Source organism: Prevotella histicola (assembly GCF_055385135.1).
The window spans coordinates 1149565-1172831 of the sequence record NZ_AP043793.1 but is presented as its reverse complement, the minus strand read 5'-3'; the positions used below and the strand labels follow the sequence as shown (position 1 = coordinate 1172831).

Genomic DNA, 23267 nt, shown 5'->3' with positions numbered 1-23267 from the left:
AGCTTTGAGAAGCCGCTTTCGTGGCATGCTCTTTGTACTGACGACAATGATTAGGAGGTCGATAACCTCTATTTTTGTCACATTATTATATATAAGAAAGGAAAGACTATGAACGATTTTAGGAAATATGCAACTCAGCATCTTGGGATGAACGGTATGGTACTTGATGATGTCGTAAAATCACAAGCGCAATATCTGAACCCATATATCTTGGAAGAACGTCAGCTGAATGTTACTCAGATGGATGTTTTTTCGCGACTGATGATGGATCGTATTATCTTCCTTGGTACTGCGATAGACGACTATACAGCTAATACTTTGCAGGCTCAATTGCTCTATTTGGATTCAGTTGACCCGGGGAAAGACATCTCTATCTATATAAACTCTCCTGGTGGAAGCGTTACAGCAGGCTTAGGTATCTATGATACGATGCAGTTTATATCCAGCAATGTAGCTACAATCTGTACAGGTATGGCTGCTTCTATGGCAGCAGTATTGCTTGTCTCAGGTCAGGAAGGTAAACGATCAGCCTTGACACACAGCCGTGTGATGATTCATCAGCCGCTCGGTGGTGTTCAGGGACAGGCTTCCGATATTGAAATTGAAGCCCAGGAGATTCTTAAATTTAAGAGAGAACTCTACACAATCATCAGTAAACACTCTCATCAAACATTTGAGAAAGTGTGGAATGACAGTGATCGTAACTATTGGATGAATGCCGAAGAAGCTAAAGCATACGGCATGATTGATGAAATTTTAATAAGAAAAGAAGTAGATAATGCCCCAGAAAAAGTGTAGTTTTTGTGGTAGAAGCGAGAAGGATGTGAAACTCCTTATAACTGGTTTGAATGGTTATATTTGTGAGGATTGTGCTCAACAAGCTTACAATATAGTCATGCAAACAGGTGCTTTGGAACAAGGAAAGAAGGAAGAAGCCTTCGAAATGAAGAAAGTTCCTAAGCCAAAGGAGATAAAAGAGTATCTTGATGAATATATCATAGGACAGGATGAAGCTAAGCGTTACCTGTCTGTATCAGTCTATAATCATTATAAACGTCTGCAACAACCTAAGGATGACGATGGCGTAGAGATAGAGAAGAGCAACATTATTATGGTTGGTTCAACAGGAACTGGTAAGACTTTGCTTGCAAAAACCATAGCAAAACTCCTCGATGTCCCCTTTACTATTGTTGATGCAACGGTATTTACAGAGGCTGGATATGTGGGTGAGGATGTTGAAAGTATTCTCTCTCGTTTGTTACAGGTGGCAGATTATGACGTAGCTGCCGCTGAACGCGGTATTGTTTTCATCGATGAGATTGATAAGATAGCCCGCAAGAGTGACAATCCAAGTATTACACGTGACGTAAGTGGTGAAGGTGTTCAGCAAGGATTACTGAAACTGTTGGAGGGAACCATGGTGAATGTCCCGCCAAAGGGTGGTCGTAAGCATCCTGATCAGGACTATATCCATGTTGATACAAAGAACATTCTCTTCATATGTGGTGGTGCCTTTGATGGCATAGAACGTAAGATTGCACAGCGACTTAACACCCATGTGGTTGGTTATAACTCTGTGCAGAATGTTGCAAAGATAGACAAGAGTGACCTGATGAAGTATGTTTTACCACAAGACTTGAAGTCTTTTGGTTTGATTCCAGAGATAATAGGTCGTCTACCAGTGCTCACTTATCTTAACCCATTGGACCGAGCTGCACTGCGTAAGATTCTTGTTGAACCGAAGAATTCCATTATTAAGCAGTATATAAAGCTGTTCCATATGGATGGAATAGAACTGACTTTCACGGAGAAAGCTCTTGATTACATCGTAGATAAGGCCGTTGAGTATAAGCTTGGGGCTCGTGGCTTGCGCTCAATAGTAGAAGCTGTGATGATGGATGCTATGTTTGATGTTCCATCTCGACGTATCAAGCACTTCGAAGTGACGGATGAATATGTCCGGAAACAGCTTGATAAAGCCCATATTCAGAAAGCAGAAACAAACTAATATCATATCCATACGGTCTGCTTTGGATAGAAATTTCCATTGCAGACTGTATGTTTTTCTATCAAACCGACCAAGGAAAAGAATAGAAACAACTATTAGCATGACAAAAGAAGTCAATCTTACCGAAAAACTAAAACACTATTTTGGCTTTGATAAGTTCAAAGGTGACCAAGAGTCTATTATCCGTAACCTATTAGCAGGGTGTGATACGTTCGTGTTAATGCCAACAGGAGGCGGTAAAAGTCTCTGCTATCAGCTCCCATCTCTTATTATGGACGGTACGGCAATTGTCGTTTCCCCGTTAATAGCATTGATGAAAAACCAGGTGGATGTCATCAATGGTATCAGCGAGGAGGATGGTGTGGCTCATTACTTGAACTCTTCTTTAAAGAAAGCTGAGATAGACAACGTACGTGCCGACATCCTTTCAGGGCGTACTAAATTACTTTATGTTGCTCCAGAGTCACTGAATAAGGAGGAGAATATGGAATTCCTGAAGTCAGTGAAGATAAGTTTTTATGCTATTGATGAGGCACATTGTATCTCAGAGTGGGGACATGACTTCCGCCCAGAGTATCGAAAGATTCGTCATGCCATAGAGACAATAGGGCTGGCGCCAGTCATTGCACTCACTGCAACGGCTACTGATAAGGTGCGAACGGACATCATTCGCAGCTTGGGGATAGAGGATTGTGCAGAGTTTAAGAGCTCTTTTAATCGTCCGAATCTCTATTATGAAGTACGACCAAAGAAGAATGACGATGACACTAACAAGCAAATCATCAAGTTTATCAAGCAACATGCAGGTAAAAGTGGTATCATTTACTGTCTATCTCGGAAGAAAGTAGAAGAATTGGCAGCCATTCTGCAAGCCAATGATATAAAAGCGGCACCTTATCATGCTGGCCTTGACTCTGAAACTCGGTCAAAAACACAGGACGATTTCCTGATGGAAGAGATTGATGTAATTGTTGCAACGATAGCTTTCGGTATGGGAATCGATAAACCAGATGTGCGTTTTGTTATCCATTATGATATCCCGAAAAGCCTTGAAGGTTATTATCAAGAGACGGGACGTGCTGGGCGCGATGGCGAAGAGGGCATTTGTATCGTGTTCTACTCTAAGAATGACCTGAAGAAACTTGAGAAGTTCATGGAGGGAAAGCCGGTCGCTGAGCAGGATATTGGGCGTCAGTTGTTACAGGAAACAGAAGCCTATGCTGAGTCTTCTGTCTGCCGGAGAAAGATGCTTCTTCATTATTTTGGTGAAGAATATGCCAAATGTAATTGTGGCATGTGCGACAATTGTCTTCATCCAAAGACGAAGATAGAGGGCAAGGACTATCTTCTGACGATTCTAAAAGCTGTAAAGGAACTGAAAGAGAACTTCCGTCAGGAGTATGTGATAGACTTTGTAAAGGGTAGAGCTACTGATGATCAGAAGGATCATAAACATGATGAACTGGACGATTTTGGTGCTGGTGAAGATGAAGATCCGAAGATATGGAACCCTGTTGTGCGTCAAGCGCTGCTTGCAGGATACCTAAAGAAGGATGTAGACAACTATGGTCTGCTGAAATTAACAGCCGCTGGGAAGCGCTTTATGAAGTCTCCTGAATCGTTTATGATAGTGATGGACACTGAATTCAAGGATGAAGAGTCTGATGAAGAGCCTATGTCAGGTACGGCAGTGCTTGATCCTACGCTTTTCTCCATGCTGAAAAGTCTTAGAAAGAAGGTTGCACATAAGTTGGATATACCTCCTTATGTCATCTTTCAAGATGTTTCTTTGGAGCAGATGGCAATGATGTACCCTGTCAATGAGCAGGAGTTGCAGAATATACAAGGTGTAGGAGCTGGTAAAGCTAAGCGTTATGGGCGCGAATTCTACGAGCTTATCAAGTCATATTGTGAGGAAAACAATATTGAAAGACCAGAAGAACTGCGCGTTCGGACGGTTGCAAAGAAGTCAATGCAGAAGGTAAAGATCATCCAAAGCATTGACCGGCAGTTGCCACTTGATGATATTGCATCGGCTGAAGGGCTTGATTTTGATGATCTTTTGTACAAGGTTGAAGAGATAGTGTACAGTGGAACAAAGCTGAACATTGATTATTTCCTTGAGGATGTCTATGATGAAGACCAGATAGATGATGTCTATGATTATTTCATGAGTAGTGAAACAGACGATATAGAAGCTGCAATGGAAGATCTTGACGGTGAGTATAGCGAAGAACTTATTCGTCTTGTCCGAATCAAATTCCTGTCAGAAATGGCTAATTAAATAGTTTAAAAGGCACATCTTACATATGAGATGTGCCTTTTATTGTTTGTGTTCTCCTTAGGAAAAGGAGACTTCTTTCTTCTTTTGAAATGACTTTACAATTTTAAAGTGATGCTCTCTTGTTTTTCTTTATATATCTGACTTTTTATGACTTTGTAACTAAGTGATAGTTAATCCGTTATAAATCACGTTTTAAAAGACGCCCTTTTACGTTGCAAAAGGGCGTCTTTTGCGTCTCAAAAGGGCATCTTTTACCATGCAAAAGGTGCCCTTTTAGAATGTAAAAGGATATCTTTTGTTTTCTTGAAGTGAACATTTTTTACAATTGACCATCATTGCTGGCTTGCTCATGTATCGATAAATGGAAAGCAAACTTAAATCTTACAGTATTCTGTCTTTAGTCAATGGATGAATACATGCTTGTTGCTTGTGCCGTTAAATACTTTTAATGGCAGGTGAGAAAAACGGCAAAAAGCCTGTATGTTTGGATTTTAATTAGTAAATTTGCATGCAATAAATTTCTTAATACACTATGTCATCATTTGTTGCAGATAAAATCACGATGGACGGATTGACCTACGATGACGTCCTTTTAATCCCGGCTTATTCTGAAGTTCTGCCTAAAGAGGTAGAGTTGAAAACCAAGTTCTCACGTCACATTGACCTCAATGTGCCTTTTGTTACAGCGGCTATGGACACCGTAACGGAAAGCTCTATGGCGATAGCCATTGCCCGTGAAGGCGGTATTGGTGTGATTCATAAGAACATGACCATCGAAGATCAGGCTCGTAATGTAGCGATTGTGAAGCGAGCAGAGAACGGAATGATCTATGATCCGGTTACTATTCGTCAGGGACGCACGGTAAAAGATGCGCTTGACATGATGGCTGACTATCATATTGGTGGTATTCCCGTTGTTGATGGAGAGAATCATCTGGTTGGTATCGTGACCAATCGTGACCTGCGCTTTGAACGTCGGTTAGACAAACTCATTGATGAGGTGATGACAAAGGATAATCTTGTTACGACTCATCAGCAGACTGATCTTACTGCAGCAGCGCAGATTCTGCAGGAAAACAAGATTGAGAAACTTCCAGTAGTCGACCGTGAGAATCATCTTGTCGGCTTGATTACTTACAAAGATATTACGAAAGCCAAGGATAAACCAATGGCTTGCAAGGACGAGAAGGGCCGTTTGCGTGTGGCAGCTGGCGTTGGTGTGACAGCTGATACCATGGAACGTGCTGAAGCTTTGGTAGCAGCTGGTGTAGATGCCATCGTCATTGATACGGCTCATGGCCATTCCGCAGGTGTGATAGGTAAGCTCCGTGATGTGAAGTCTGCCTTCCCCAACCTTGATGTAGTTGTAGGAAATATAGCTACAGGTGAGGCTGCTAAGTTCCTTGTTGACAATGGTGCTGACGCCGTAAAGGTTGGTATTGGTCCTGGTTCCATCTGTACGACACGCGTCGTTGCAGGTGTTGGCGTACCACAGCTGACTGCTATTTACGATGTTTGTAAAGCGCTTGAGGGGACAGGTGTACCTTTGATAGCTGATGGTGGCTTGCGTTATTCAGGCGATGTTGTCAAAGCTTTGGCAGCAGGAGGTAGCTCGGTGATGATAGGTTCACTTGTTGCTGGTACTGAAGAGTCTCCTGGTGACACCATCATCTTCAATGGACGTAAGTTCAAGAGTTATCGTGGTATGGGCTCGTTAGAGGCTATGGAGCAGAAGAATGGTTCACGTGACCGTTATTTCCAGGGTGATGTCTTTGACGCAAAGAAGCTTGTTCCAGAAGGTATTGCTGGTCGTGTGCCTTACAAAGGAACTGTTCAGGAGGTTATTTATCAGCTGACTGGTGGTCTTCGTTCAGGTATGGGCTATTGCGGTGCAGGCTCTATCGTAGATTTGCACAATGCTAAGTTCACTCGAATCACAAATGCTGGCGTTATGGAGAGTCATCCTCATGACATCACAATCACCAGTGAAGCACCAAACTATTCACGTCCAGAATAATACACGAGTATAAAGATTCGGCCCTCTTCTCTGTCTTATCAGTGGAGAGGGTACGTGCGTTTTAAATGATAACAATGAAAATCAAGGTAATTCTGTCAGTCGCACTGCTCTCCACAACAATGGCTTATGGGCAGTCTGACCCTACTATCATGACAATCAATGGGCGACCAGTGAGTCGTTCGGAATTTGAGTATTCCTATAATAAGAATAACTCTGACGGGGTAATAGATAAAAAGAGTGTGAATGAATATCTTGACCTCTTTATCAATTATAAGCTCAAGGTGCAGGCTGCAATGGATGCGCATCTTGATACATTGAAGTCGTTTAAACAAGAGTTTCTGAATTATCGGGATCAGCAGGTACGCCCAACGATGATCTCTGACGCTGATGTTGAGGCTGAGGCACGCAGACTTTATCGTGAAACGCAGCAGCAAGTGAATGCTAATGGAGGCTTGTGGCGGTGTTCTCATATCCTTATCGGAATGAATCAACGCTCCACTAAGGATGAAGAAGCAGCAGCAAAAGTGTTGGCTGATTCTATCTATACGGCTTTGAAACATGGTGCTGATTTCGCAGTATTGGCTAAGAGATATTCTGCTGATGCGTCCTCTGCTGTTAAGGGTGGCGAACTTCCACCGCTTCAGAAGGGTCAGACTGTGAAGGAGTTTGAGGCTGCAATGCTGTCGTTGAAGCCTGGAGAAATCAGCAGACCGGTGTTAAGTCCGTTTGGATATCATATCATTAAGATGACAGGACATGAAGATTTTCCTCCTTATGATTCGGTTCGTGCAGATATAATGCAGTTCATTGATATGCGTGGATTGCGTGAACAGATTATAGATCAGAAGATAGATTCTCTCGCAAAGCAGGCTGGCAGTGGTGTGACAAAGGAGCAGATACTTAGCAAGAGACTTGCTGATATGGAGGAGAAGGATGCTGATTTGCGTAATCTCATTAAGGAATATCATGACGGTTTACTGATGATTGAGATGAGCAACCGCACCGTCTGGGACAAAGCTGCCAAGGATGAGGCTGGACTTGAGGCTTATTTCAGTAAGCATAAGAAGCAATATAAGTGGTCAGAACCACGTTTTAAGGGTATTGCCTACCATGTACGGAAGCGTGAAGACGTAGCGGCAGTGAAGAATTGTGTGAAGAATCTTCCTTTCAGTAAGTGGGCTGAGGCATTGCGTAAGACGTTCAATGCTGACAGTGTGATACGTATCCGAGTGGAGAAAGGTATCTTCCGTAAGGGTGATAACGCTTATGTAGACCGTGATGTCTTCAAAAAAGACACCACAATAGCACCAATGAAGGATTATCCTATTGATGCAACCTTTGGCAAAAAGATAAAAGCGCCAGAAGGAATGGATGATGTTCGTGGTCTTGTTGTGGCAGATTATCAAGATGAATTGGAGAAGAATTGGGTTGAAGCATTAAGAAAACGATATAAGGTTGTGGTTGATCCGAAAGTGGTTGCCACGGTTAATAAGCACTAAAAGATAATTAACTAAATCGATGAAGATAAGTAAAGGAAAGATAGGACTCCTGCTTGCAGGGACAGTTCTTATGACGATGGGCTTACATGCTGGTGCTTTTCGTGCCAGTGGTCCTGTTGAATTGTCGGACTCAGTACGCTCAGATGCGACGACACAGACAGATCCTCGTAGTGTTGTAGATGAGGTTGTCTGGGTTGTTGGAGACGAACCAATATTGAAATCTGAGGTAGAGATAATGAAGCTTCAGGGTGAAGCTGAAGGAACAAAGTGGGGTGGTGACCCTGATTGCATCATCCCAGAGCAGATAGCAGTGCAGAAACTCTTTCTCCATCAGGCTGCTTTGGATAGTATAGAAGTGACTGAGTCGGAGATAGCACAAGGTATTGACCAACAGATAAACTATTGGATTTCTCTTCCACAGATCGGTTCTAAGGAGAAGCTGGAAGCCTTCCAGCATAAGAGTTTGGCACAGATTCGTCAGGATCTGCATGATGATTACAAGAACAGACAGCTTGTTCAGCGTATGCAGGAGAAGCTTGTAGGTGATATTAAGGTGTCTCCAGCAGAAGTGAGGGAGTACTTTAAGAACCTTCCAGTGGATAGTATCCCTATGATTCCTACTACTGTTGAGGTGGAGATATTGACACAAACACCAAAGGTTGAGCCTGAAGAAGTCAATAGAATCAAGAATCAATTGCGTGATTATACTGATCGTGTGACGAAGGGTGAGACCTCTTTCGCTACGTTGGCACGCTTGTATTCTGAGGATCCAGGCTCTGCTCGACAGGGAGGAGAGCTTGGATATATGGGTCGTGGTATGCTTGATCCTGCCTTTGCAGCCGCAGCTTTCAACCTCACTGACCCTAAAAAGGTTTCAAAAATAGTTGAGAGTGAGTTCGGATACCATATCATTCAGCTTGTTGATAAGCGAGGTGATAAGGTAAATGTCCGTCATATACTTTTGAAACCGCATGTCTCAATGGCTTCTATAGATGCAGCTAAAGAGCGACTTGACTCTATAAACAATGATATAAAAGCTGGAAAATTTACCTTTGAGGATGCTACAGCATATCTTTCTGATGACAAAGACACGAAAAACAACCATGGTTTGATGGTTAATTCATCGGAGAATGTGCGTACATCACGCTTCAAAATGAAGGATCTTCCTTCTGAAGTAGCTCGTGTTGTGGAAGGTCTGAAGGTCGGAGAAGTCTCTGCTCCGTTCCAAATGGTTGATGCAAAGGGTAAGGTTGTTTGTGCAATCGTAAAACTTAAGAGCCGTATTCCAGAACATAGGGCAACGATTACAGAGGATTTCCAGGCAATGAAAGATATAGTTGTGGCTCATCGCCGACAGGAAATGATTCATAATTGGGTGGAAAAGAAGATAAAGGAGACCTACGTAAGAATCAATCCAAGATATCAGAATTGTAAGTTCCAATACGAAGGTTGGGTTAAATGACATTAAAACGGTTATATTTCAATATACTTTGCGGGCATAGAATCATGATAATTACGATTCTATGCCTGCTTGGGCTATGGTTATGTCAACCTGTAAAGGCACAGAATCCAGTTACAGTCAAGGGTGAAAAGTTCTATATTGACCATGCTGATAACCTGCGTCATAACCAGATGGAGATGCCAGATGTACAGATTGCGAAGGGCAATGTGCGCTTTCGTTATAAAGGAATGACGTTACGTTGTGACAGTGCTTACTTCAATGAGAAAGATAAATGGTTCAAAGCGTTTGGCTTGGTACACATGACTCGCCCAGGAGGAGTGACCCTTGATTGTCGCAGAATGCACTATGATGGCTTTGCACAGATGATTCATGTGCGGAAAAATGTGGTAGTTCGGGAGCCTGGAAGGTCTCTTCGTTGTGACAGTCTGGATTATAATATGGCGTCTAAGGTAGCTAATTACTTTGGTGGACGTGGCACATTGGTTTATAATGGAAATACTATTGTGGCTGATCAAGGTGATTATAATACAGATACTCACGATGCAAACTTCTTTGGTAACGTTGTTATGCGTACGCCAAAGTATCGTATCAATACGCCAGAGGCGCATGGTAATACTGCAACAGGACTTGTCCATGTAGTTGGGAAATCGGTCATTCGCACTTCGAAAGGGGAGGTTGTCCATACGAATGATGGAACTTATAACAGCAAAACAGACTACATGGAGCTAAATGGCCGTTCTACTATAACCTCTCCTCGACAAGATGTTGAAGGTGACAACATCATCTATAATAGTGCAACAGGAGATGCAGAAGGACATGGAAGTGTGAAGATTGTTGATAAAGTGAACCACCGTATCATTACAGGAGATAATGTCTTCTATAATGAAAAGACTGGTCATAGTGAGGGACATGGTAATGTTAAGATTGTAGATAATGTAAAACAACGCACTATAACGGGGCGTGATCTTACCTATAACAGTAACACACACGAAGGAACTGGCGAAGGAAATGTTTACTATATAGACCATAAAAGCAAGCATGCCTTCCAAGGTGACTATCTACATTATACTGATTCAGCGGCAATAGCCTTTGGTGGAAACCCTGGACCAGTAGCTAAAGAGTTCTCAAAGGGTGACACTCTCTTCGTACATGCAGATACAATCAGTATGAAAGGGTTTCATATGAATACTCCACGGATGTATCGTGAGATCTATGGAGTGAACAATGTACGTGCCTTTCGTACGGATATACAGGCTGTTTGTGGCTTTCTTGTCTTCAATACAAAGGATTCCTGCATGACAATGTATGATTATCCTATCGTTTGGAGTGGGAATCGTCAGCTGGTAGGTGACTCCATTAAGGCTTATCTGAATGACTCAACGATACGTGATGCATTAGTATATGGGAATGCTTTCTCTATAGAAACGCTTCCAGATAAGAAGCATTATAATCAGATATCATCAAAGATGATGCACGCTTACTTCACTGATGGAGCATTAAGAAGGGTGGATGCTTGGGGAAATGTTGAGGTTATATTCTATCATACCGATAAAGATAGTACGCTAATAGGGCATGATTATACGGAGACGGACACGCTTAGAATGTTCATTTCGCCAGAACGTAAGCTGAAGAAGATATGGATGTCTAAGGCAAATGGTGTCATAAGTCCTATGACACAGATACCTTCTGATAAATTAACGTTACCTCATTTCGAGCTTTTTGATGATGTTCGACCCAAGGATAAGCATGATATCTTCCGGCGGGCAGCACGTAAAACGAGTGCAACAGTTCGTAATGCACAGGTAGCTTTGCCCCCTCGTCAACACGTAGAGTGATCATTTTAGCATATAATATATCGTAATTACGCACAATAATCATGTTTTTTCAATCATCACGCCCACGTCGTTTTCATCATGAATACATGTATGTTGATGAGCGAAAGGAGCTACTAAAGGAACTTGAACGCCGTAACCGACAGGAGACGAGTGGGGAAAGTACAACTCAAGATAGCTATCATGAGCAGATGCAGAAGCGTATTGCGGGAAGTCTACGACCCCGTATTTTGAGGCATCGCAGTATAAGGTACACAGCACTTTGGGTTGCTTTGGCTCTTTCTGCAGGTGTTATTGTTTTGTTTATTATACTGTTTTTTAGTCTAATAGGGTAGATTATGAGTGACATTATACAACTTTTACCTGATAGTGTGGCCAACCAAATTGCTGCAGGAGAGGTCATTCAGCGCCCTGCTTCGGTCGTAAAGGAGTTGGTTGAGAATGCTATTGATGCCGGAGCAAGCAACATTAATGTGATAATCGTTGATGCTGGACGTACCTCTATTCAAGTTATTGACGATGGAAAGGGTATGTCTGAGACTGATGCCCGGCTCTCTTTCGAGCGTCATGCAACGTCAAAGATACGCAAAGCGGATGATCTTTTCTCTCTTCACACGATGGGTTTCCGTGGTGAAGCATTGGCTTCCATCGCTGCGGTGGCACAGATTGACTTAAAAACACGTATGGAAGGAGAGGATTTAGGAACCCAACTAACTATCTCTGGTAGTCGGTTTGTTGGGCAGGAACCGTGTGCTTGTCCTGTAGGAAGTAACTTCACGGTGGAGAATCTCTTCTTTAATGTCCCTGCTCGGCGTAAGTTTCTGAAGTCGAACACAACAGAATTGAATAATATTATCACTGCTTTTGAACGTATAGTATTAGTCTATCCCCAGATATCTTTTACCCTTCATAGCAATGGAACAGAGCTTTTTAATCTACGTTCATGTAGCTATCGCCAGCGCATAGTGGAGGTTTTTGGTAAAAGACTCAACCAAGATCTGCTCCCAATAGGTGTTGATACATCGTTATGTCGTATTCATGGCTTCGTAGGGAAGCCCGAGTCAGCACGTAAGAAGGTACTGCAGCAGTACTTCTTCGTCAACGAACGCTATATGAAGCATGCCTATTTTCATAAGGCAGTCATGACAGCATTCGACAGACTCATACCTCAGGGAGAGCAAATTCCGTACTTTCTGTATTTTGAAGTCCCTGCTGAGAACATTGATGTGAACATACATCCAACGAAAACAGAGATAAAATTCGAGAATGAACAGGCTATTTGGCAGATTCTACTAGCATCGGTGAAGGAGGCTGTGGGTAAGTTTAATGATGTTCCTTCCATTGATTTTGATACAGAAGGGAAGCCTGATATCCCTGTTTTCAACCCTAATGGGAGTACGTCTGCGCCGAAAATAAGTTTCAACCCACAGTATAATCCTTTTAAACAGTCGTCTCAGCCACAAAGAACAACTAATACTGAAAGCTGGGAAAGCCTTTATGCAGGGTTGGATACCAACACAGAAACACCTCAGACAGACCTCTTTGGACAGGAGGATACGCCTATTGGTAATGTTGATAATGGAGAAACAATTATCTCATCAGTAGCAACTGCGCCTGATGCAACGGCTATGATAGAGGACAAATCGCCTACACATTATCAATATAAGGGTAGTTATATCATGACAGCAGTCAAGTCTGGACTGATGATTATCAATCAACATCGCGCGCACGTACGTATATTATATGAGGCATATCTTCGTCAGTTGTCCGAACATAAGGTACATTCGCAGAAGGTTCTCTTCCCAGAAATGGTCCAATTCTCGGTCTCAGACTCTGTCATCCTTGATCATATCTTACCTGAAATGACGGAGATGGGCTTCCAACTCGACAACCTTGGGGGAGGAAGTTACGCTGTTAATGGTGTACCTGCAGGTATTGAAGGACTCAATGCAGTAACACTTATTACTGATATGGTTGCTGCTGCCATAGAAAGTGGTACGCATGTGAAGGAAGAGATAGACCATGTGTTGGCGCTTAGCCTTGCTCGTAATGCGGCAATCCCGCAAGGACAAGTGCTGAGTAATAGTGAAATGGAGAGTATTGTCAATGAACTTTTTGCGTGCAGTAATGTTAATTATACGCCTTCTGGTACTCCTATTATTGCCATTATGCAACAACATGACATTGAACATCTCTTTGATAGTTGACAACTGATAGTGAAAGGCTTATCTAAACCATTTATAATTCTTTTGTTATCTACGTTAAATAAGCTGTATTTTATTGAAAAAAAAGACCACATTAAAATATAATTGTTATCTTTGCGACCGTTTTTAATAAGGTGAAATGCCGTTAACGACGGTGTCTTAATACAAACAATTTGAGTTAGTTAAACAAATAAAGTTATGAAAAAATTATTAGTTGTATTGGCATTAGCTGGTGTTTCTATGACCACTTTTGCACAGGACGACGCTCTTACAGAGAAGTATAGTGTCGCAACAAACTCTTTCTGGAGCAATTGGTTCATCCAGATTGGTGCAGATTGGAATGCTTGGTATTCTGATCAGGAGCATGGTCGCAATGAGGCATCAAGCCCATTGAAGCGTTTCCGTGCTAACCCTGGTGCTTCATTTGCTATCGGTAAGTGGTTCACACCAGGTATTGGTCTTCGTACAAAGGTACAGGGTATCTGGGGAAAACGTGTCGGTGACACAGACAATCATGCGTCTCGTCTCGATAATGGAAACAAGTATTGGATTGCTCAAGAGCAGGTAATGTTCAATCTTAGTAACCTTCTTTGTGGTTACAATGAGAACCGTGTATGGAATGTTATCCCATTTATCGGTGCAGGTGTTGGTCGTTCAATGTCTAAAGACAAGTATGCAACAGGCTTGAGCGCAGGTATTCAGTCTTCTTGGAAGCTCTGCAAGAACCTTGGTGTATACCTTGAGGCTGGTTGGAATCGCTACGAAGCAGGACTTGATGGCTTCGACAGCAAGAACGATAGAGGCTTCTGGGAGTCTCATGACAATAACCTCTACGCTGAGGTTGGTCTGAACTTTAACCTTGGAAAGGCTACATGGAGCAAGACACCAGATGTTGAAGCTATCAACGCACAGCACCAAGCAGCTCTCGATGCATTGAATGCTAAGCTTCGTGATTCCGAAGCTGAGAATGCTCGTTTGCGTGAAGAACTGGCTAATCAGAAGCCTGCAGAGACTCCATCTGAGTCTGTTAAGCAGTTGGTTAATACTCCTGTTTCTGTATTCTTCAACATCAACAAGTCTACAATCGCTTCTCAGAAGGATCTCGTAAACGTACAGGCTCTTGCTAAGTATGCTAAGGACAACAACAACAATCTCCTCGTTACTGGTTATGCTGATAGTGCTACTGGTACTGCTGCTTACAACCAGAAGCTCTCTGAGCGTCGTGCTGCTACTGTTGCTAACGAGCTTGTTAAGATGGGTGTTGAGAACAATAAGATTTCTACTGTTGGTAAGGGTGGTGTTGAGACATTGTCTCCTATCTCTTTCAACCGTCGTGCTACAGTTCAGGTTGCTGAGTAATCAGCTGGCTCAACAGTCGACAAAATATATAAAAGGTGCTTCCTGTTTGGGAAGCACCTTTTATTGTTTCTGGTGTTTAAGACTCTGCTGCGTGATAGGATGAGCGCACAAGCGGACCGCTGACAACGTGCTTGAATCCCTTTGCTAACGCTATGCGCTTATATTCAGCAAACTGTTCTGGGGTGATATAAGCCATTACGGGCAAATGATGTGCTGTGGGTTGCAAGTATTGTCCCAGTGTTAATCGTTTGCAACCAGTGGCAAGTATGTCATCCATTGTCTCAAGAATCTCTTCGTGTGTCTCCCCCAGTCCTAACATGAAGCCCGTCTTTGCCGTAATACCACATCGGGTAATCTCTCTGAGAACATCAAGGCTACGGTCATATTTTGCTACGGATCGAACCGTAGGCGTCAGTCTTCTGACGGTCTCCATATTGTGTCCTGCTACGTGTGGGTGTGTCTCCATGACTTTATGAATAAGCTCTGCACGTCCCATAAAGTCGGGAATGAGCAGTTCAATCTTTGTTTCTGGGTTCTCTTTACGTATGGCTTCAATCGTCTTTATCCAATGTTCAGCACCGTAATCGGGCAGATCATCACGGTCAACGGATGTGATAACGGCATAACGCAGGGCAAGTGCCTTGATGGATTCAGCCACACGTTGTGGTTCTTTCTCATCAAGTCGTCTAGGTTTTCCGCTCAATGTGTTGCAGAAACGGCACTTCCTGGTGCATATATCACCGCCAATCATCAGTGTTGCAGTACGTGCCATCCAGCATTCTGCACGGTTTGGACATAGTCCGCTGGTGCAAATGGTATTCATATGGTGCTTGGCAAGGATACCAGCAGTCTCTCCTGTCGACTTCTTCGACGTCAGATCAATCTTCAACCATTCGGGTTTCATGACGTGAGGTTCACACCCAAAGAGCAGGCGGAGCAGCTGGCGTGCTTGCAATCCACGTATGATTGTCGACAAATCAATGTCTTTCAAAACTTCACTGACGCTTTCTCTTGTGAATTCTTTTCCTTTTAGAGGCTTCAGAAGATCATGGTCAATGTCGCCCAAAAGGAAGTAATCACCTGCCATATCAATACCACTGATGACGTTGTTCTTCAGTTCTATGCGTGCTTCAATGGTGCCGACACCCTCAAAACGGTGCTTCCTTACTACAGAATACTTTGGGTTTTTGCCGTAGACAAAATCATGTGAAGCCAATTCCTTCTCTATTTCGGAAATGTTTCTCATGTCTTCTTCGGTGAGTTCCAAGGTTTCATTACCACACATCTCTTGTCTTACGTAATCCATAAAGGCAATGATGTCAATCTGAGTGTGCTGTGCAATGTTTGTCACACGTTGTCTTACGGATTCTATTCCTTTGCTTTGCAGCTTCTCCTTTGAGGGTGTAAGCGCATGTGATAAATGGTCTAACTGTGTATCGAAGAGGACAGAATTATGCAATACACTGCGATTCGTAAGCTGATAAAAGGCACATCCTGACACCTTAGCGCCATCAAGAATAATATCATTTCTGCCAGATAATTCAGCATTGATGTGCAGACTATGCAGGATATCTGCCATGCGTTGCATGTATTGTACGAATGCTTCGTTGGCATTAGAGGTGCGGGAAATGTAAGAAAACTGGATACATCCTGTGTCTGCATAGATACATCCACCGCCGCTCTTGCGCCTGAAGATATCTATGTTTTGCTCATGACAGTAATCAGTATTCACTTCATTCTCAATGAGTTGGTTGCGCCCTAGCATGACTGTTGGGTTCACTCTCCACCCCATAAAGTAGTCATCGTCGTTGTAACGTCGTGCCACATACTCTTCTATTGCAAAGTAGAAGGGCAACTGACGGATGCTTCCAGCATCTGGAATTAGTATATATTTCATAGTTGGTATCGATTGTTTATGTTCACAAATGTACAAATAAAATCCTGAAAGCAATAAGTCTTTGGCTTTTATTTACGCTCTTTTCCGATTTTTCTCGTGTTGATAAATTACTGAATTGTGGCTTTCTTCTTGGCATGATAACGGCAGGTTGTGATGAGGGGATTGTCTTTCTGTTAGACAGTTGGTAGGACGTCATGTTTTGTTCTCTCATGGATTGTCTGTCATTTGATGATTGTATATGACTGTTGAAATAATATTACAATAAAGAAGGTCTTATGAATGAGTTTTTCAACAAATATGTTGTTTTAGTGACTTTGTAATCATCAGACAATCAGATGGTTATATTTCAGAAAGTGAAAGGGCGTCTTTTGCAATGTAAAAGACGCCCTTTTGAAGTGTAAAAGATGCCCTTTTACCATGCAAAAGGTGCCCTTTTACAACGTAAAAGAGCGTCTTTCAAAAGTGGAATGTGATTTTCCTTTACATAATACTCAGCTTAATACCTTTTGCGAAGAGGAATGTTTAAGCTGTATCTGATTATAAACCGCCAGTTTCCACCCAAACTCTGATTCTTCAATAAGAATCCTCTGAAGGTTATGTCAACCGTTAAAAAATATAAATAATAATGCTTCACGTTATACTTTTTCCGTATATTTGTAGTCTTAAAGATGTATTTTTAAGTATAAAATCAATAATAATGAAGAAACAAATATTTGCAGTTTCCATGACGGTTCTGCTCGCAACGGGTGTCGCTTTTGCAGCTATACAGCAAGGGCAAGTAATGTATAAGCAAGCTGATGGTACGTATGTGGTTAACACAACCAGTCTTACTCCGAATGTGAAAGGCTTTAAAGGTGCAACACCTTTGGAAGTTTACATTAAGAATAACAAAGTAGTAAAGGTTGAGGCATTGCCTAATCGTGAGAGTCCAAAGTTCTTTGATCGTGTTAAACAGGTACTCTTACCAAAGTTTAATGGGATGAAAGTGGCTAAGGCAGCCAAGGCACAGACGGTTGATGGTGCTACTGGTGCAACCTATTCATCACGTGCTGTGAAAGAAAATGTGGCAGCTGCTGTGGCTTACTATAAGAAGAATAAGTAGGAAACAGATGCCTCTTATAAAACAATCAGCCCCTCCTTATGCAGGAGGGGCTGATTGTTATCTCTTAAATTGTTCGATACTTAAACCGCCGTCAGTAAGTTTTTCCAGCTCCGGAACAATCCGAGTGAAGTGCTCTGAGGCTGCATGACGTTTCAGAAGTTCGGCATTCTCCCAACTCTCACAGAACATGTAAACACCTGGTTGGGTAGTACTTTCAAAGAGATCGTAACCCTTGTTACCCTCATCTTTGCGCGAACTTTCAACAAGTTCATCCGTAAGTGCCTTTACCTGTGCGGTAGTAACACCTGCTTTTACCTTGAAAAATGCATTTAATCTTATCATAATTCTCTATTATTACTTAATGTTTCCTACCTTAATAAGGTATTCTCCAATCTGTATTGCATTAAGTGCTGCACCCTTACGTATCTGGTCACCAGTAAGCCAAAGCGTACTACCATTGTCATCTGCAAGGTCTTTGCGGATACGACCAACGAAGACATCGTCCTTACCTGCACTCTCAAGAGGCATTGGATAGACATAATTCTGTGGGTCATCAACAAGAGTTACACCAGGAGCAGACTTCAAAGCGTCACGTATTTCAGCAACTGACAATGGGCGTTCTGTCTCAAACCATACTGCTTCAGAGTGGCTGCGGAGTGATGAAACGCGAACACAGGTAGCTGATGTACGTACGTCCGAATGCATGATCTTACGTGTCTCGTTGAACATCTTCACCTCTTCCTTCGTGTAATCGTTATCCATCATCTTGTCAATCTGTGGGATGACGTTATATGCAAGCTGATGTGGGAACTTGTTGATGGTCTTTACTTCGCCTGTCTCCACAAGTTCTTTATATTGTTGTATCAACTCTTCCATGGCTGCAGCACCTGCACCTGAAGCACTCTGATAGCTGCTGATGTGAATCTTTTTGATATGGCTGAGCTTCTCAATAGGGTTCAACACGACAACCATCATAATGGTTGTACAGTTAGGATTGGCAATGATGCCACGTGGGCGAACCAATGCATCCTCAGCGTTTATCTCTGGAACAACCAATGGGACATCATCATCCTGACGGAATTGGCTGGAGTTGTCGATCATCACAGCACCATATTTGGTGATAGTCTCCGCAAATTCTGCTGATGTACCACCACCTGCACTGGTGAAAGCAATGTCAACACCCTTGAAATCATCATTGTGTTGAAGTAGCTTCACTTCATATTCCTTACCTTTGAAGGTGTACTTTCGACCTGCTGAACGGGTTGAACCGAATAACACCAAGTCATCCAAAGGGAAGTTTCTTTCATCCAAGAGGCGCAGGAGTTCTTGTCCTACAGCACCACTGGCACCAACAATTGCTACTTTCATAAGTTCTTTCTTTTATTGTTTAATATACCTTTCGTCTGCAAAATTACTACTTTTCTTGTAATATAGGCAACATATTGTCATTCTATTTTGTTCTTTTATGAGCTTTGTTTGCTTCTTTTCAACTTCTTTTGTAACTATGAGTTTTATTTCATACGCTCATACAATGGGGGAGAAGTAACGAACAAGAGACGAGGATTTGACGGATTCCACCTATGTGAAAGACTATTTAATGCAGGATTTTTTATTCTTTATAAGCTATGAATACATACGAATATGGACTGTTGCAAAACTTTTTTCGTAACTTTGCATACAACATTATTAATAGACATTCATGTTCAATTTATCCCAGTATTTCCCGATAACCGACCCGACATTGATATTTTTCGTTGTTCTGTTGATGATTCTTCTTTCACCAATCATCATGGGGCGACTGCGTATTCCACATATTATTGGAATGGTGTTGGCTGGTGTTATCGTTGGTAAGTATGGGTTGAACATATTGGAGCGCGATGCTTCTTTCGAACTTTTTGGACGTGTCGGACTCTATTATATAATGTTCTTAGCGGGTCTTGAGATGGACATGGAAGGCTTGAAGAAGAACCGAACACGTGTTATTGTATTCGGTTTACTAACCTTTCTTGTTCCGTTTGCCATGACTTATTTTATGGGTGTGAGTCTGTTAAGTTATACTCCGTTAGCAGCTTTGCTCCTTTCTGCCATCATGGCTTCTAACACTCTCATTGCTTATCCTATCGTTGGACGTTATGGATTGACACGACATACAAGCTCAACATTGAGTGTCGGGTCTTCTATGATGGCGCTCTTCATGGCACTGATCGTCATGGCGTCTATCGTCAACTCTTTCCAAGGAGGAGCCGGAATAGGCTTTTGGGTGTTGTTTGTTGTGAAGTTCTTTGTTTATAGCATAGGGCTTATTCTTGTTATTCCACGCCTCACACGTTGGTTCTTGCGTCGTTATTCGGATGCTGTTATGCAGTTTATCTTTATCTTGGCAGTAGTGTTTCTCTCTGCTGCTTTGTCGGATGCTGTAGGCTTAGAGGGCATCTTTGGTGCTTTCCTCTCTGGTCTTATACTGAACCGTTTCATCCCAAGGGTATCTCCATTGATGAACCGTATCGAGTTTACAGGTAATGCATTGTTCATTCCTTACTTCCTGATTGGTGTGGGAATGTTGATCAATGTTCGTCTGTTGTTTCAAGGAACTCATATACTTTGGGTCGTCTTCTGCCTTGTCTTGTTTGGTACTTTAGGTAAGGCGGTAGCTGCTTATTTGGCTGCAGGGGTGTTCCGTATGCCCCGTTTGGCTGGGCATATGATGTTCGGGTTGACCAGTGCACATGCAGCAGGAGCTATTGCTATGGTGATGGTAGGCAGGCGTTTGGAGATCTCTCCGGGTGTTTATCTCTTTGGTGATGAGGTGCTGAATGGTATTGTTATCATGATTCTCTTCACTTGTGTTATCTCAACAGTAGTCACAGAATGGGCTGCACAACGACTCCGATTAAAGGAAAAGAAAGAACCAGAGTTGGTAAAGACCGTTAATGATGAGAAGATTCTTATCCCTGTAAAGTACCCGGAATATGCTGATAACTTGGTGTCTATGGCAACAATGATGCGTAATCCGAAGCTGAAACGTGAGTTGGTTGCATTGAATGTTGTGTATGATGATGTTAATATGCGGCATAATCAAGCGGAAGGACAACGACTCTTGGAGCATTTACAGCACCTTGCAAGTGCTTCAGATGTGCCCATGACGACGCAGGTTCGTATTGCTGCTAATATCGCTAATGGTATCAAACATGCCTTTAAAGAGTTCCAGGCTTCAGAGATTCTGATGGGATTACATTTCCATCATAATATCAGTAAAGGTTTCTGGGGTGAGTTTACACGCAGTCTTTATAATGGGTTGAGTCGTCAGATTATCATCACTCGTATCATGCAACCTCTGAATACTGTGCGTAGGATACAGGTTATTGTACCTTCCCGAGCAGAGTTTGAGCCGGGGTTCTACCGTTGGTTGGAGCGCTTGGCACGTATGACAGAGAATCTAGAATGTAGGATAATCTTCCATGGAAGGAAGGATACGCTGCAACTGATCAATGAATATATCCATAATAACTTTGCCAGTGTCAGAGCGGAATATGTACCAATGAAGCATTGGAATGAGTTACCCGACCTTGCAACAAAGGTCAGTAAGGATCATCTCTTTGTTATTGTTACGGCTCGTAAGGGTACAATCTCTTATAAAAGTGCGATGGAACGACTGCCTGATGAGGTGAATAGATACTTTAAAGGTAAGACTTTGATGATTATTTTCCCTGATCAATATGGCAATGAAATGGATGATATGACGTTCGCCCAGCCACAGCATACGGAGGAACGCAGTGCTTATGAAGCTGTGAGGGAGTGGATTCATAATAAGGTGTAGGTATCTATGGACTTGATGATGGCTATTACAAAATCGGCTTCATGGGTTTAATATAAAACAAGACTATGATAGATATTAAGAATATAACCAAGAGTTTCGGTTCACTTCAGGTGCTGAAGGGTATCGACTTGCATATTAATAAAGGTGAAGTGGTGAGTATTGTCGGCCCTTCTGGTGCTGGTAAGACCACTTTATTACAGATTATCGGTACGTTGGACAAGCCTGATGATGGCTCTGTTATCGTAGATGGTGTTGACGTTGGGCGTCTTTCAACGGGGAAGTTGAGCGACTTTCGTAACCAACATCTCGGCTTTGTCTTCCAGTTTCATCAGCTCTTACCAGAGTTCACTGCCCTTGAGAACATCATGATTCCAGCTTATATTGCAGGTAAGAATACGAAGGAAGCACGTCAGAGAGCTGAGGAACTATTAGAGTTTATGGGCTTAAGTGACCGTTCAAGTCATAAGCCAAACGAACTATCAGGTGGTGAAAAGCAACGTGTAGCAGTAGCTCGAGCATTGGTAAACAATCCTGCTGTCATCCTTGCAGACGAGCCTTCAGGTAGCTTGGACACAAAGAACAAACAAGAGTTGCATCAACTCTTCTTCGATTTACGTGATAAGTTCGGTCAGACTTTCGTCATTGTTACACACGATGAGGGGCTCGCACACATCACAGATAGAACAATACATCTTAAAGATGGTATGATAGAAAGCCTCCCCCAACCCCTCCGAAAGGAGGGGAGTGCTACTGTCGAAATAGAGAATGAATAGGTTCTTAGAATGATAAGTCTGTTACTTAGGCATGTTGTTCCTATGTTACTCTGTCTTATAAGAGATTATCTTGTCTTCAACTATAAAGGGTTATTATGTCTAAAATAAAGCTTGGAGCATATAACACGCTCACGGTATTAAAGGTTGCCTTACGTGAAGGCAATGGTGAACCATTTGGTCTTTACCTCGATGGAGGACCAGAAGGTGAGATTCTTATGCCTCAGAAATATGTACCAGAAGGTACAGAGATCGGTGATGAGATAGAAGTGTTTGTCTATCTTGACCAAGAGGAACGTCCTATTGCGACCACAGAAGAACCCTTAGCACAGGTGGGTGATTTTGCTTATTTGGAGTGTTCGTGGGTCAATGAGTATGGTGCATTTCTCTCTTGGGGTGTGATGAAAGACCTCTTCTGTCCTTTCCGTGAACAGAAGAAGCGTATGGTAATGGGTAACTCATATATTGTGCATATCCATTTGGATGAGGATAGTTATCGCCTTGTGGCATCTGCTAAGGTGGAACATTACCTTGACGAGCATCGACCACGTGATTATAAGCATGGGCAGGAGGTTGATCTTCTCGTATGGCAGAAGACAGATCTTGGCTTTAAGGTGATTGTTGATAACCAGTATCCTGGTCTTATCTATGAAGATCAGGTGTTCCAATATGTTCATACTGGCAACCGATTGAAGGGTTATATATCTACAGTTCGCCCTGATGGAAAGATTGATTGTACGCTTCAACCTACTGGGCAGCAGCATACAGAGGACTTTGCTGAGGTGCTTCTCCAGTATCTCCGTGAGCATAATGGTATCTGCGACCTTGGTGATAAGAGTGAGGCAGAAGATATCAAACGTCGTTTCCAAGTGTCGAAGAAGGTTTATAAGCGGGCTATTGGCGACCTTTACAAGCGCCGACTCATCACCGTTGAACCATTGTCTATACGTTTAGTCAACGAGAAATGATTCTTCTAACTCGCTTTTTTGTCGTATCTTTGCAGTTTAAAAGTCGTA

Annotated in this window: 17 protein-coding genes; 14 read left to right on the top strand and 3 right to left on the bottom strand. The window is 42.5% G+C overall.

The window, feature by feature from the left end:
* The first annotated feature begins 108 nt into the window (after window positions 1-108).
* The 10 genes from clpP (at window position 109) to ACZ48L_RS04840 (ending at window position 14665) form a co-directional block, all read left to right on the top strand.
* Window positions 109-798: an ATP-dependent Clp endopeptidase proteolytic subunit ClpP gene (gene clpP / locus ACZ48L_RS04885; protein ID WP_008823953.1), complete on the top strand. Its 690-nt coding sequence runs from the start codon at window positions 109-111 to the stop codon at window positions 796-798.
* The gene (gene clpX / locus ACZ48L_RS04880) at window positions 779-2008 is read left to right on the top strand and encodes an ATP-dependent Clp protease ATP-binding subunit ClpX (RefSeq protein ID WP_025792417.1); all 1230 of its coding nucleotides are present in this window, start codon (window positions 779-781) and stop codon (window positions 2006-2008) included. The genes clpP and clpX overlap by 20 nt, the downstream gene beginning before the upstream one ends.
* 100 nt (window positions 2009-2108) lie before the next feature.
* Entirely contained in the window at window positions 2109-4292 is a 2184-nt protein-coding gene (gene recQ, locus ACZ48L_RS04875) for a DNA helicase RecQ (RefSeq protein ID WP_025792415.1), read from the top strand.
* 532 nt (window positions 4293-4824) lie between these two features.
* Window positions 4825-6309, top strand: coding sequence for an IMP dehydrogenase (gene guaB / locus ACZ48L_RS04870; RefSeq protein WP_025792413.1), 1485 nt, complete (start codon window positions 4825-4827; stop codon window positions 6307-6309).
* Between the two features lie 74 nt (window positions 6310-6383).
* Window positions 6384-7808, top strand: coding sequence for a peptidylprolyl isomerase (locus ACZ48L_RS04865; RefSeq protein ID WP_025792412.1), 1425 nt, complete (start codon window positions 6384-6386; stop codon window positions 7806-7808).
* A 19-nt stretch (window positions 7809-7827) separates the two neighbouring features.
* The gene (locus tag ACZ48L_RS04860) at window positions 7828-9270 is read left to right on the top strand and encodes a peptidylprolyl isomerase (protein WP_008823958.1); all 1443 of its coding nucleotides are present in this window, start codon (window positions 7828-7830) and stop codon (window positions 9268-9270) included.
* Entirely contained in the window at window positions 9267-11105 is a 1839-nt protein-coding gene (locus tag ACZ48L_RS04855) for an OstA-like protein (RefSeq protein ID WP_025792411.1), read from the top strand. Before ACZ48L_RS04860 ends, ACZ48L_RS04855 begins: the two co-directional genes overlap by 4 nt.
* 41 nt (window positions 11106-11146) lie before the next feature.
* Window positions 11147-11437 carry a ubiquitin carboxyl-hydrolase gene (locus ACZ48L_RS04850; RefSeq protein WP_197050696.1) on the top strand — a complete coding sequence of 97 codons (291 nt, stop codon included), beginning with the start codon at window positions 11147-11149 and terminating at the stop codon, window positions 11435-11437.
* A gap of 3 nt (window positions 11438-11440) precedes the next feature.
* Window positions 11441-13309, top strand: a complete 1869-nt coding sequence (mutL, locus tag ACZ48L_RS04845) for a DNA mismatch repair endonuclease MutL (protein WP_219450717.1) — start codon at window positions 11441-11443, stop codon at window positions 13307-13309.
* Window positions 13310-13504: 195 nt separating this feature from the next.
* Window positions 13505-14665 (top strand): OmpA family protein, encoded by a 1161-nt coding sequence (locus tag ACZ48L_RS04840; RefSeq protein WP_025792409.1) that lies wholly within the window; start codon window positions 13505-13507, stop codon window positions 14663-14665.
* A gap of 76 nt (window positions 14666-14741) precedes the next feature.
* Here ACZ48L_RS04840 and lipA read toward each other — a convergent pair whose 3' ends face one another.
* Window positions 14742-16562: a lipoyl synthase gene (lipA, locus tag ACZ48L_RS04835; protein WP_219450719.1), complete on the bottom strand. Its 1821-nt coding sequence runs from the start codon at window positions 16560-16562 to the stop codon at window positions 14742-14744.
* A 697-nt stretch (window positions 16563-17259) separates the two neighbouring features.
* Here lipA and ACZ48L_RS04830 point away from each other — a divergent pair.
* A complete protein-coding gene (locus ACZ48L_RS04830; protein ID WP_044113937.1) occupies window positions 17260-17664 on the top strand; it encodes an FMN-binding protein in 405 nt (134 codons plus the stop codon).
* Between the two features lie 57 nt (window positions 17665-17721).
* On the opposite strand, the gene ACZ48L_RS04825 is transcribed toward ACZ48L_RS04830, so the two are convergent.
* Window positions 17722-18006, bottom strand: a complete 285-nt coding sequence (locus tag ACZ48L_RS04825) for a putative quinol monooxygenase (RefSeq protein ID WP_008823966.1) — start codon at window positions 18004-18006, stop codon at window positions 17722-17724.
* Window positions 18007-18018: 12 nt separating this feature from the next.
* On the bottom strand, window positions 18019-19032 hold the full coding sequence (locus ACZ48L_RS04820; RefSeq protein WP_025792407.1) for an aspartate-semialdehyde dehydrogenase: 1014 nt from the start codon (window positions 19030-19032) through the stop codon (window positions 18019-18021).
* Window positions 19033-19363: 331 nt separating this feature from the next.
* Between ACZ48L_RS04820 and ACZ48L_RS04815 the strand changes: the two genes are divergently transcribed.
* The 3 genes from ACZ48L_RS04815 (at window position 19364) to ACZ48L_RS04805 (ending at window position 23219) form a co-directional block, all read left to right on the top strand.
* On the top strand, window positions 19364-21481 hold the full coding sequence (locus ACZ48L_RS04815; protein WP_219491482.1) for a cation:proton antiporter: 2118 nt from the start codon (window positions 19364-19366) through the stop codon (window positions 21479-21481).
* Window positions 21482-21546: 65 nt separating this feature from the next.
* A complete protein-coding gene (locus ACZ48L_RS04810) occupies window positions 21547-22254 on the top strand; it encodes an ABC transporter ATP-binding protein (RefSeq protein ID WP_008823969.1) in 708 nt (235 codons plus the stop codon).
* A gap of 95 nt (window positions 22255-22349) precedes the next feature.
* Window positions 22350-23219, top strand: coding sequence for a CvfB family protein (locus tag ACZ48L_RS04805; RefSeq protein ID WP_025792406.1), 870 nt, complete (start codon window positions 22350-22352; stop codon window positions 23217-23219).
* Window positions 23220-23267: the final 48 nt, after the last annotated feature.